This window comes from Novosphingobium guangzhouense, assembly GCF_002896965.1.
Taxonomy (GTDB): Bacteria; Pseudomonadota; Alphaproteobacteria; order Sphingomonadales; family Sphingomonadaceae; genus Novosphingobium; species Novosphingobium guangzhouense.
This window is the reverse complement of record NZ_LYMM01000001.1, coordinates 60,983-73,842: the sequence shown is the minus strand read 5'-3', so window position 1 is coordinate 73,842 and position 12,860 is coordinate 60,983. Positions and strand designations below refer to the sequence as shown.

Genomic DNA, 12,860 nt, shown 5'->3' with positions numbered 1-12,860 from the left:
GGCTTGTCATGAGCCGGTGGCTTCCCCTGCCCCGCGTCACCCATTAGGGAACGGGCATGAACAGAGCCCGTCTGCTGAGCGCCTGCATCCTCGCCGCGCTGCCTTACACCGCCCTTCCCGCCTTCGCCGCCCCCGCCGAACGGAGCGCTTCCAGCATGTCCCAAACCGCACAGGATCTGACCTTCGACCGCGTCTTCGCCAGCCCTTCGCTGGACGGCCCGCAGCCGCGCGCGGTCAAGGTTTCACCGGACGGGCGCTACATCACGTTGCTGCGCGGCCGTGCCGAAGACAAGGACCGCTACGATCTGTGGGCCTACGATCGCCGCAACGGCGAATGGCGCATGCTGGTCGATTCCCTCAAGCTGGGCTCTGGCCGGGCGCTGAGCGAGGCGGAGAAAATGCAACGCGAACGCCAGCGCGTGGGCAGCCTGAAGGGCATCATCTCTTACGAATGGACCGAAGGCGGCGATGCGGTCCTGGTGCCGCTGGACGGCGACCTTTACCTTGCCGGGATCGACGGTTCGGTGCGCCAGTTGACCAACTCCCCCGAAGACGAACTGAACGCCGCGCTGAGCCCGCGTGGGGCCTACGTTTCGTTCGTGCGTGACGGGCGGCTCTATGTCGGCCCGCTGGGCGGCACCGATCACAAGCCGATCACGCCGCAGGAAACCGCCGATACCGTCCACTGGGGCGAGGCGGAATTCGTCGCGCAGGAGGAAATGGCGCGCATGGACGGCTACTGGTGGTCGCCCGACGACAAGCTGATCGCCGTCGAACGCTATGACGAGGCGCCCGTGGGCGTGGTGACCCGCACCGCGATCGGCGCCGACGCCACCCGCACTTATCAGCAGCGCTACCCGGCGGCAGGCACCCCCAATGCCCTGGTTTCGCTCCACGTCATGAAGCCGGACGGCAGCGGCCGCGTTGAAGTGGACCTTGGGCCGGACCGTGACATCTACCTTGCCCGCGTCAACTGGGCCCGCGATGGAAAGACGCTCTACGTCCAGCGCCAGAACCGCGAACAGACCCGCCTCGACATGCTGGCCGTCGATCCCGCGACCGGCAAGAGCCGCGTTCTCTTCACCGAAGAAGCGGCTGCGGGCAGCTGGGTCAACCTGACCGACAACTACCGCTTCCTCAAGGATGGCAGCCTTGTCTGGTGGTCGGAGCGCGACGGTTATGGCCATCTCTATCACTTCCGGGACGGCAAGTGGCAGCAGCTGACCACCGGCAAGTGGATGGTGACCAAGCTGGTTTCGGTGGACGAGGCAAAGGGCCGCGTGCTGTTCCTTGGCAACCGCGACGACGTGCTGGCGCCGCAGCTCTATGCCATCGACCTTGGCAAGCCGGGTACTCCGAAGCAGCTGACCGAGGCAGGCTGGGCCAATTCGGCATCGGGCAGCCGCGATGGATCGACGGTGCTGGTCACCCGTTCCTCCACCACGCAGCCTTCGCAGACCTACATCGCGGACGAGAACGGCAAGCGTCTGGCCTGGGTGGAAGAGAACAAGCTGGACGCCGCGCATCCTTACGCGCCCTACATCGCCAGCCACCGTCCGACCACGTTCGGCACCGTCAAGGCGGCGGACGGTTCGGACCTGCACTGGATGATGATCACCCCGCCACTCAAGCCCGGCAAGCGCTACCCGGTGTTCTTCGAGCACTACGGCGGCCCGCACGTGCAGACCGTCACGCGCGGGTGGAAAGGCGCGCTGGCACAGGCGATCGTCGACAAGGGGTACATCTACTTCGAGATCGACAACCGCGGCAGCGCCAATCGCGGCGTGGCCTTCGAATCCCAGATCCATCAGGCGATGGGCACCGTGGAAGTGCAGGACCAGCGTGCCGGGGCGGAATACCTCAAGACGCTGGACTTCGTGGACCCGGCCAAGATCGCAACTTACGGCTGGTCCTATGGCGGCTACATGACGCTCAAGATGCTGGAGGCCGATCCCGGCCTTTACGCAGCGGGCATCTCGGGCGCTCCGGTAACGAAATGGGAACTTTACGACACCCATTACACCGAACGCTACATGGGCGACCCGCGCAAGGTGGGCGATGCCTATCGCAAGGCCGATACGCTGGACGATGCCGGGAAGATCGCCGACCCGCTGCTGCTGATCCACGGCATGTCGGACGATAACGTGGTGTTCCAAAACAGCACCACGCTCATCGCCAAGATGCAGGGCGAAGCAACGCCATTCGAAATGATGCTCTATCCCGGCCAGACCCATGCCGTGCGCGGCCCGCGCATCAGCGTGCATCTGTGGAACAGCATCTTCGGCTTCCTGGAGCGCAACGGAGTAAAGCCCGAGGAATAAGGCGCCGAGGCCATGATCCGGCCGCGCCGCCTGATCCCAGGGGTCAGGCGGCGGCCTTCCTGCGCCGCACCATATCGTGTTCGTCCTTGCGCAGTGTCAGCACCGATACGCCGGTAGCGGTCACGGCTACCGTATGCTCGAACTGGGCCGACAGCGAGCCGTCCTTCGTGCGCACCGTCCATCCGTCATCTTCGGTCCACACGCCGCGCCGACCACGGTTCAGCATCGGTTCGATCGTGAACACCATGCCTTCGCGCATCATGATCCCGGTGTTTGCTCTGCCGAAGTGCAGGATCTGTGGGTCTTCGTGCATTTCACGGCCGATGCCGTGGCCGCAGTATTCACGCACGATGGAATAGCCGTTGCGCTTCGCATGCTTTTCGATGGCAGCGCCGATATCCCCCAGCCTTGCGCCGGGACGCACGGATCGGATGCCCATCCACAGAGCTTCGTAAGTAACCTGCACCAGCCTGCGCGCAGCCGGATCGACATTGCCGACCATGTAGGTCTTGCTGGAATCTGCGATGAAGCCGTCCTTCTCCAGCGTAATGTCGAAGTTGACGATGTCCCCGTCGCGCAGCACATCGGACGATGACGGCACGCCATGGCAGACCACGTCGTTGATCGAGGAATTGAGCACGAAGCCGTAGCCGTACTGCCCCTTGCTGGCGGGCCGCGACTGCAATTCGTCGACGATGAAGCGTTCGACCAGCGTATCGATATCAAGCGTCGATTTGCCGATCAGCGGCACGGTATCAAGCATCTCGAACACAGAGGCGAGCAGCTTTCCTGCCTGCGCCATCAGCGCCAGTTCTTCAGGGGTCTTGGTCACGCCGCCCTCGTCGCCAGCGTTGGCGGCTGCACTCCGGCACAGGCCAGTTCACGTTCCATGATTTCGGTGAAGCTGAGACCGGGATTGGTTTCGCACAGCATGCCCACCTTGATCCAGTAGGCGGCCTGCGCGTTGATGGAGCGGCAGGCGACTTTGCTTGCCCGGCGGACCTGTTCGTGCAGGTCGTCATCGATGTTCACGATGCCCATGGGTAATTCCTATATACGATTCGTATATGGATCATATATCCGCAGGCACGAGTATCGCAAGCCCGCCCCGTCGCGACGAAAATGCGACGGGGCGGGCAAATATCAGCGCGCCGGGCCGCCGAAGCGGAAGCTGGCTTCCAGCCCCAGAGTGCGCGGACGCAGGCGGTTGGAAGTGATATCGAAGCTGGCCGGGCCGGTCTGCTGCACCTGGCGGAAGCTGGTCGCCCCGTTTTCGTCAGTCAGGTTGTCAGCGAACAGCGCGATGGTCAGCTGGGCGAACTCCACACCGATCCGCGCGTCTACGCGGTCGATCGTGTCGCCCGGCAGGAATGCGGCGTAGGACGAATTGCGGCGCGGTGAACTGTGCTGCCACCCAACCCGGCCGAACGCCTGCACTGTATCGGTGATCGCAGCTGCATAGTCGATCGCGGCGCTGGCGGTAAACTTCGCAACATCGTCCACGGCCGAGCCCTTGACGATGGCCGTGCCGGCAACCGCATCGGTGTACTCTGCATCGACATAGGCGCCGCCTGCGGAAAGCGTCAGGCCCTTCACCGGCTGCGCCACGAGGCTCAGTTCCGCGCCCTTCGTATGGGTGCCGTTGGAATTGATCAGGCCGTTGAACGAAGTGCCCGGAATGGGAATGCGAACCGCCACATCCTTCCAGTCGCTGTAGAACACGGCAGCCTCGATCGACAGCTTGTGCTCCCAAAGGTCCGCCTTGGCGCCCACTTCATACGTCCAGATCGAATCCTGGCTGAGCGCGGCGGGCAGTTCCACGTCATAGAGCGGCGCAAGCGCCAGCGGCACGGTGGGTTGCAACTGGCCGGATCGGAACCCCTTGGCCGCGCTGGCATAGATCGTGGTGTTTTCAACCGGATGCCACGCGACGGAGAAACGCGGGTTCCATGACTTGTACGTGTCGCCGGGCTGGTCGGTGATCACGCCGGAATTGGCCTCGAACCCGCGCAGACGATCCTCGAAGTAGCGAAGACCGGCGGTCAGATCGACCGGGACGCCCGGCAACGTGTACGTCGCCTCTCCGAACAGCGCGCGGGCGCGGGAATTGATCTGCGCATCGTTGTCTATCCCCCGCGCGGGGAACTTGACGGTATCGTTGCGCTGCGAATCGCGGGCATAGGCACCCACCGTCCACTTGAGCGGCCCATCGCCGGTAGAGGCAAGGCGCAACTCATGCGCATCAAGCGCGATGTCGATGTTGGTGTCGATGCTGCCGGCCGAAGACACGCCGCTTTGCGGAACGCCGAAATCGCTGTGGGTGTAGGAATAGAACAGCTCCGCCCCGCCCAGATCGTAGCGGGCCGTGGCGCCGTAAAGCTCCATCCGGCTCTTGCTGTAGGGCACCGTGCCGCGCGTCTGCTGGTCATCGTCGCGCGCGCTTGATCCGCCCGCGGGAAAATCGGACTTCGACCACCAGTAGCTGCCGGTGATCGACAGCTTATCGGAGGGATCGAAGCGCAGGCGGGCGCGGAAGGTATCGTAAGTCTGATCGTTGACATTGGTCGTTCCGGTGTCGCTGTTGTCGACCCAGCCCTGATAACGCTCATGCGTGCCGGCAACGCGCACGGCCAGCACTCCGGGCACGATAGGTGCGTTGAAGGCACCCTTGACTCCCCCGTTGGTGCCGCCCCCACGCGTATCGGACACCATGCCAAGGCCCTTGGCCTCCCACGTATCCAGATCCGCGCCGCGCGTCAGGATGCGCACGGTGCCGCCCATGGACCCTTCGCCGAACAGCGTGCCCTGCGGCCCGCGCAGAACCTCTACCCGGTCAAGATCCCAGGCGCGGACGTCCGGGCTGAGCGGCACGGTGACGCCGGTGAACGGCAGATCGTCCAGATAAAACCCGTTCTCGTTGGCCCCCAGTGATGCGGATATGCCGCGAATGGTGATCTTCGTGCCGAGCGCCGATCCACCATCGTAAGTACCCACCCCCGGAACTTCCTGCAGGAAATCGGCCAGATTGGCCGCGCCGCGCCTTTCCAGTGCCGCGCCGCTCACCGCCGTCACCGCGACGGGGATGTCTACGGCACGCTCTTCCCGCTTGCGGGCGGTCACGATGATGTCGGCGCCTTCCCCCTGCGGCGCGCCGGCCCCCTGTTCCTGTGCCTGTGCCTGTGCCTGTGCCTGTGCCTGCGTACTCATTACCGCGACACAGATCAGCGCCGCATGACTGACCAGACGAACCATACCATAACCCTCATGTGCGGGATGACGCACTGGCGCATCCACCTGCCGATGTTCTCCACCGGGCAACTAGGGGGCATTCCATAAGGTTGGGTTAACCAGTCAGAATGTCACGTTTCAAAGAAGACACGCCGGGCGCGATGGATGTGCCCGGTCATGATCATGCTTGCCCATTCTGGATCCCGCGCCTCCAGAGCCATCACAAGTTCGTCATGCTCTTCCAGGGCTTTCTCAAGCTGTGGCCGATCGTATCGCCGCAATGACAGCGGGACGATCGGGACCGCGATGAGCCGGGGCAGGATCATCTGCAGCACGTCCGAGCCCGTCGCATCGAGCAGCGTTTCATGAAAAAGGTTGTTCTGGGTGACGATGACCGAAATGTCCGGACGAGCCATGGCCAATTCGCGCCTGTAAATGTCGTTCGCACGGCGCAGGACATCGACACTTTCTGGCTGGATCAGCCTGGCAGCCTGCCCGGCTACGTAAGGCTCCACCATCAGCCGCAACGCGAACACATCGCGCATTGCCGCCTCCGACCATACCCGCACATAGGAACGCTGCCGGTCCCGCTCGATCAGCTTTTCGCCTTCGAGACGCCTGATCGCCTCACGCACCGGCGTGCGTGAGGTGGCGCAGGCATGGGCGATATCCTCTTCACGCACCTGTGATCCCGGTGCCAGCGTGCCATCCAGAATCTGGTCGCGAATAGCATTGTAGGCCCGTTCGCCCGCCTTCGACATGATCGCCCTCCAGGTCCCGCCAGAGAGGCCGGCTCACCACAATTGTATGCAAAGGTCCATAGCGATACAGTTTGTATGCAAAATTTCACGAAACCGCAGTGTTATCGATCGGGGCTTTCAGCCGTGAAAATAAATCGCTTTTCTCAACATAAATCATAATAATCAATGATATATGCACTATATTTATTCATTTATGCAATTTGTTATTATCCGACAGGCGGAGTGACGCGAGAAAGACAATTTCGTAATTGTGTACGTAAAGTCAGCTTTCCCAAGACGACGGCGACAACAAAGCGCGCCGGGTGCGAGCATCAGAATGCCGTAAGTCAAACAGGGGAAAAGCACGTGGCACACAAACCCAAGCGGATTCGCCAAGTAAACGAGCCATCGTCTGTTCAGCGTCACGACGCGCCATGACGGTGGGCATCGTCAGCAACGCATCCTGCACGAAGGATGCCGCCTCCGTATCAAGGCGAGGGCTTCTTGCAGGTACCATCGGGGCAGGAACCGCACTGATGACCTCATCGGCATGGGCGGCGGGTATCGCGGCGACGCGGGGGGTTCCCCTCGACACACCGTCCGAACGGTTTCGGGCCTATATGATGATGCGCGGGGCGCTCAATGAGCAACTGGTCATCGGCTATGTCAGCGGCAGCTACTTTGGCGTCGTAGATGCCGAGATGACGCCGCTGTGGGATGTCGTGGGCGCCACCTTCGCGCGTTACCGCAAGCAACCGGATGGCAGTTATGCTGGCGTAACCGGCGAAATCGCCCACTTCCTCGATCCGCAGACCGGCGAGGCACCCGGCAGATTCCTTAATCCCTACACCGGCAAGTGGAACATCGATCCGCGCAGGAACATGCCGCCAAGCCGGATCACCCTGTTGCCCAGCCTTGAAATGGCAGTGCCCAACCTCGTACCCGGCACGCACTTCGATCACGTGATCCACACGCCGCAAGTGCGGGGCAGCGACGTCTGGATGACGGAAGTAACCCGCGTGGGCATGCCGGCAGCGGCGGGCAGGCGTCCATTCCATTATAACGAGATGATAACGATGCACGCCCGGACCGATGATCTGGCGCGCACCGACCTGCCCCGCGTACCGTGCTCGACCGCCTTCACCAATGTCGTCGACTGGCGTCCGTGGATGGAGATGGACGGGCACCCCGGTCACCTGACCGCGATCGGCAGTGGCCGGTACGGCGTATCGCTATCCGAACTGCCGCAGCGCTGGATCGAAGCCACGCGCAAGCAGTTTCCGGCCATTCTGGACGATCCGGGTTCTCTTCTGGACAGCATCTGGAAGGGCTGAACGCCCCGCGCATCCTGAAATACGAAAGACACCGACCGGGAATGACCCGGCGCATTAAAGTCTAACGATGGCCTCGGCCGCACGTTCGCAGGGCAAGTGAACAAGCATGTGCCGAACAGAATAAATATCCAGTTCGATACATATTTGCCGCAAAAATCAGTTCAGGGAAAATCGCAATGAATAACGTCAAGCAATTTGTTGCCACTCTCATTTCCACATCGGCCATGGTCGCGGGGCTTTCAGGCAGCCCCGCTCTGGCCCAGTCGAGCGAACAGGCTTCCGCGCTGCCCGGTGACATCATCGTCACCGCCCGCAAGCGTGAGGAAGACATTCTCAAGACGCCCGTTACGGTCGTTGCGATAACCGGCGAGCAGCTTGACATCAAAGGCGTCAAGACGATGCAGGACCTTGCCGCATCGACGCCGGGGCTCAACATCAACGACAGCTCTTCCGGCCATGCCGACCGTTCGTTCCAGCAGATCATCCTGCGCGGCATGACGCCTTCGACGACGCTGGCGACCACCACTTCGCTGTTCATCGACGGCGTCCCGATTGCCTCCCCTTCGGCTTTCACGGCAATCAGCGCCCCGGAACGTATCGAAATCCTGAAAGGCCCTCAAAGCGCATACTTCGGCAGGAATACCTTTGCCGGCGCGGTCAACGTTGTGAACAGCGTTCCTGATGGGGACTGGTCAGCCACCGTCACGGGCATGGCCGGCACCCGCAACAACTATCGCGCGCGTGTGGAAGTTGAAGGGCCGATTATCGGAGATGCGCTGACTTTCCGCGCAACCGGCGAAAAGTTCGGAAAGGACGGCTCATGGAAGAACGAGACGAACGGCGAAACGCTTGGTGATCAGTCATCGGCCACAGGAACCCTGCTGATCGTGGCGAAGCCGACAGACAAGCTGACGATCAAGCTGTTCGGCATGATCGCACGGGATGAGGACGGCCCTTCGGCACAGACCCGCATCCTGGCTCAGAATATCGTCGCCCCTGGCGGCACCACCGTTTACGCCAGCCAGTCCAACTGCACCGTCAACGGCAACCCCTTCATCTGCGGCACCCTGCCCCGGTTCAGCAATGGCGTCTCGGCCAACACCGAAATGAGCGAGAACATCCGCAATCTGCTGGCGATTGACACCAACCGCGTCGTTTCTCCTGACGATACCGTCGATCACTACGGGCTACTGCGTCATACACGCCACGCCCATGGCACCCTGGACTATGAACTGAACGATCAACTGTCGCTGTCACTGCTGGGCGGATTCAACCGTGAGAAGTGGTCGACGCTGATCGACCTCGACGGTTTTGACACGTCGATGCTGACATCGGCCTATTCGCCATATGGGTACTTCGACTTCCCGTATCTCATCGAGCGCGACAACAAGGACTGGTCCACCGAAGGGCGCATCAACTTCGATTTCGGGAAGTTGCGTGGCGTGGTCGGGGCCAGCTATCTTTACGCGCGTTCGTATTCCGGCGGCGGCAGTGCTCTTTCTACCGCATCGGCGGCAAGTTTCTACAAGGGCGGTAAGGACCAGAGCGAAACCAAGGGCGCCTATTTCGGCCTGACTTATGACTTCACTGACAGCCTCTCGCTCAGCGCCGAAGGACGGTATCAGGTCGACAAGCTGGCATCTTACGTAAGCTCTTCCGGCCTTACGGTGGCGTCCGATGTCTTCGTACCCTCGGGCACTTACGCTGCGGGGACGCTGCTGGCGAAGAGGACCTTCAAGAATTTCACACCTCGCATCATCGCCAACTACCAGGTTTCACCGGAACTGATGCTCTATGCATCGTGGGCCAAGGGCATAAATCCGGCGCAATTCAATACCGGGATACTGAGTGAATCGGCTGCGATCCAACAGGCCGCAGCTGACGCCGGAATGGCCCTGACTGTCGATCCCGAAAAGATGACCAACTATGAAATCGGCGCCAAGGGCAGACTGTTTGGCGGGCGAATGACCTATTCGCTGGCCGCTTACTATGCCCAGTGGCGCCGGCAGATCAATTCGATCCTGCTGACGCTGCCCAATGGTACGTTCACCAACGGTGTGGAAAACGTGTCGTTCGTCAGCGGCTACGCCAACTCGGGCTCGGTCAATCTCTACGGTGTCGAAGGTCAATTCGCATGGCGGCCGATCGATCTCATCACGATCGACGGGGGCGGCGCGATCAACGTCACGGACATCCGCGACTTCGCCAGCCCGACGATCACGGCGCTGTCGGGCATCACCGACTACAGCGGCAAGGAAATGCCGAATACCTCGAAGTACTCCGCCAATATCGGCATTCAGCTTGGCGGCGACGTCAAGGGGCAGGACGATACCACCTGGTTTGCCCGAGCGGACTGGAATTTCAAGTCGGGCTTCTACAGCAGTCAGGCCAACCTGGCGAAAACCAGCGATGCACATAAGGTAAACGTTCGGGCCGGACTTGGCTGGGGCGATGCATCAATACAAGTATTCGTAACCAACCTGTTCAACAACAAGGCTTATACGAGCGCCACCGACAACTGGACGATCGAACAGAACTACGCTTACATGTCGACATATTCCGCCGTTCTTGTCGGTCTGCCGGAACTGCGCACCGGGGGCGTCGAATTTAAGGTAAAGTTCTGATCTGCGACACCGACTTCTCCTGTTCGGCGATCCGCTAGTCCCTCATCGCCGGCGGGAGAACCTCCTGGCCGGGCACCTCCAGCGTGCCCGGCCCTCTCCACAGTACCTTTCAATCGGCCCCTTCAGCACAGTCCCGTACTTTTCTGAGCGCCTGCACGCGATAGGCATGGGCCGCGCGCAGGATATGGTTGCGCGCGATGGTTCCTGCCCAGTCGCTGTCCTTTACGGAAAAGGCGGCGATCAGATCGCGGTGATCCGTCTGGCTCTGCTCCATGTCGCCAAGCGAATAGCGTTCGGCAGTGCGATGGATGATGACCTGGCTGACGACGATGCGCATCAGCTTGTCGAGCGGTTCGGAATCGGCGGCTTCAAGAATGCCGGAGTGGAAGCGGCGGTTACCCTCTACGAAGGCCGGAATATCCGGGCCATCCGAGGCGCTGATCGCGCCGTCGATAAAGTCGCAGTGCAGCTGCAGCGCTGCGATCTGATCGGCGGTGATGAGCCTTGCCGCGCGCTGGGCGCAATGCTGCTCCAGCCCGGCACGCAGGATGAACAGCTCCTCGATCTGGTTGTCCGACCATTGCGGCACGAAGACCCGCCGCGTTCCCGAACGCTGAAGCAGCATTTCCGATACAAGCCTGGAGATCGCTTCGCGCACCGGCGTGCGGGAGGTGCCGCAATAGGTGGCAAACTCGTCCTCCGGCACGAAGGAGCCTGCCGCAAAGTGGCCCGAGAGGATGCCGCTGCGGATGCGTCGATAGACGTCGTCGGATGTCTTCTTCATGCGACCGGGCTCCGCGGCGGCAGGGGGCACAGGGAACAGGTAGCCCCCTTGTGCCAGCCCTTTCAGAAGTCGATGCCCGCTTCAACCCCTATGGTCCGCAGGGCGCCGGGCGTTACGAATGAACCCCCGAATTCCGGCGCAGGAATGATCTCTTCAATGTACTGTTTCTTGAGGAAATTGTTGGCGAACGCAGTCAGTCGCCAGCCTTGCCCCTTCAGGCCCGCGCGCAAGTTGAGAATACCGTATGGGTCACGCCGGGTACCCGAGTAATCCGCCGTGCCAATTCCCGGATAGAACAGGTCGAAGACCGTCCTGCGGGTCTGGTCCTGCACGACATGGAACCACGTGGGGCCTGTCAGGCGGTAATCTGCACGGAAGGTGAAATCGAGCTTGTCGTTTATCGGCTGCTCCACCGAAGCGCCGACGTTGAGCGTATATTTCGCTGAGTAAGGCGACTTGTTGCCGACGGTATCGGGCCTGACCGAATTCGCCTTTATCTTGCTGTCGAGCAGGTTTCCGCCGGCATCGAGCGTAAATCCCGGAGCCACTTTCCACGTTGCCCCCAATTCCGCGCCAAGCAACTGAACCTTGTCGATGTTGGATACGACGCGAAGAATGCCGAATGTTCCGGTGTAGAATTCGAAGAACTGCATATCCTCAACGATATTTCGATATATCGCACCGTTGATCTGCAGATCTCCCCCCATGAAGCTGGCCTTGAAGCCCGCCTCCAGCGCATGGGAGACTTCCTTGCCGTAATCGTCCTGCACCCCGATGTTCGAGCCCAGCAGATCGTTGAAATAGGTCTGCACCAGCGCGGCACTGCCCTGACTGTTGAACCCGCCCGCCTTGAAACCGACGCCATAGTCCAGATAGACGTTAAGCGCGGGTGTGAATTCGTAACGCAAGGTGACCTTGGGCTGGGCCTGCTGATACGCCTTGGATTTGGGGACAAGCGTGCCCACCAGATAGCCGGGATTGATGGGATCGCCGGTGACCGGATCGGGCACATTGGGAACCAGCGGCGTCACGTGCCGCTCCTCACGATCAAAGCGCAGTGCGGCAGAGAGCGTCAGCTTGTCGGTCGGCGCATACTGTACCGAGCCGAAGCCAGCGAAAACGTCGGTCTTGAACCGGTCGTTGAACAATTGCGACGTCTGCTGGCGGGTGCCGGGCGCATTGTACAGGCTAACCACCACGTCTCCGCCGTCATCCTCGTTCACCGCTGTGCCGTAGTGGCGGTTGATGTGCAGGTAGTAGGCGCCCAAAGACCATTGCAGCGGCCCGTCAGTGTCCGAGGCAAGCCGGATTTCCCCGCTGATGTCGCGCTGGTCGCGCTGGGTGATCTGGATGCCGTCGCAAGTGGTCGGGCTATAGGCGCCAAGCGTGGAGGCGCCCGGCGTCGGCCCGAGATAGAGAGGCGATTGCAGCGTGATGCCTTGGGCGTACAGGTCCGCCACCGAAGCGATGCAGGAAGCCTGCCCGCTGAACCGGCCCAGCCCGGCGGCTGTCGTATCGGCGTAGAAGATTTCATCGATGTCGGAGAACAGGCCCCACGCCGTCAGCTTGACGCCATCGAAGGCGTATTCGGCCTTGAACGATCCTTCGACGGTGCGCTGATTATCGATCGAAGGAACGTTGCGCTGGTAGACGAAGTCTTTGTGATCGTTGATATTCTGGAAGAAGTCCGGATTTCCCAGCGCGGATGCAAAGTCCGGCAATGCGAATATCGCCGTGAAGTTCAGGGCCGCCGCCTTCACCTTGTTGTAGCGGAACTTGGCATCCAGCGTCAGTCTGTCCGTCGGTTCGGAATAGAACCGCACGCCGGC

Annotated in this window: 9 protein-coding genes; 3 read left to right on the top strand and 6 right to left on the bottom strand. The window is 61.3% G+C overall.

All coding sequences use genetic code 11. The features are described from left to right. Positions 1–56 precede the first annotated feature (56 nt). Complete coding sequence (locus A8V01_RS00295) at positions 57–2,321, top strand: S9 family peptidase (protein WP_103093958.1); 2,265 nt, start codon at positions 57–59, stop codon at positions 2,319–2,321. A gap of 43 nt (positions 2,322–2,364) precedes the next feature. On the opposite strand, the gene map is transcribed toward A8V01_RS00295, so the two are convergent. From map to A8V01_RS00275, 4 genes are all read right to left on the bottom strand, one after another. After that, entirely contained in the window at positions 2,365–3,153 is a 789-nt protein-coding gene (gene map, locus A8V01_RS00290) for a type I methionyl aminopeptidase (RefSeq protein ID WP_103093957.1), read from the bottom strand. Continuing rightward, positions 3,150–3,362 (bottom strand): ParD-like family protein, encoded by a 213-nt coding sequence (locus A8V01_RS00285; RefSeq protein ID WP_103093956.1) that lies wholly within the window; start codon positions 3,360–3,362, stop codon positions 3,150–3,152. Before A8V01_RS00285 ends, map begins: the two co-directional genes overlap by 4 nt. 102 nt (positions 3,363–3,464) lie before the next feature. After that, a complete protein-coding gene (locus tag A8V01_RS00280) occupies positions 3,465–5,573 on the bottom strand; it encodes a TonB-dependent receptor (RefSeq protein ID WP_103093955.1) in 2,109 nt (702 codons plus the stop codon). Between the two features lie 107 nt (positions 5,574–5,680). Then, positions 5,681–6,310, bottom strand: a complete 630-nt coding sequence (locus tag A8V01_RS00275; protein WP_103093954.1) for a GntR family transcriptional regulator — start codon at positions 6,308–6,310, stop codon at positions 5,681–5,683. A 515-nt stretch (positions 6,311–6,825) separates the two neighbouring features. Between A8V01_RS00275 and A8V01_RS00270 the strand changes: the two genes are divergently transcribed. Both A8V01_RS00270 and A8V01_RS00265 read left to right on the top strand, forming a co-directional pair. Continuing rightward, positions 6,826–7,623, top strand: a complete 798-nt coding sequence (locus tag A8V01_RS00270; RefSeq protein ID WP_170065786.1) for a DUF1838 family protein — start codon at positions 6,826–6,828, stop codon at positions 7,621–7,623. Positions 7,624–7,799: 176 nt separating this feature from the next. Then, positions 7,800–10,247: a TonB-dependent receptor gene (locus A8V01_RS00265; RefSeq protein WP_103093952.1), complete on the top strand. Its 2,448-nt coding sequence runs from the start codon at positions 7,800–7,802 to the stop codon at positions 10,245–10,247. A 109-nt stretch (positions 10,248–10,356) separates the two neighbouring features. Here the strand turns inward: A8V01_RS00265 and A8V01_RS00260 are convergent, their stop codons facing one another. Then, positions 10,357–11,031, bottom strand: coding sequence for a GntR family transcriptional regulator (locus A8V01_RS00260; RefSeq protein ID WP_103093951.1), 675 nt, complete (start codon positions 11,029–11,031; stop codon positions 10,357–10,359). 62 nt (positions 11,032–11,093) lie between these two features. Continuing rightward, complete coding sequence (locus A8V01_RS00255; RefSeq protein WP_245892173.1) at positions 11,094–12,854, bottom strand: TonB-dependent receptor; 1,761 nt, start codon at positions 12,852–12,854, stop codon at positions 11,094–11,096. Positions 12,855–12,860 lie beyond the last annotated feature (6 nt).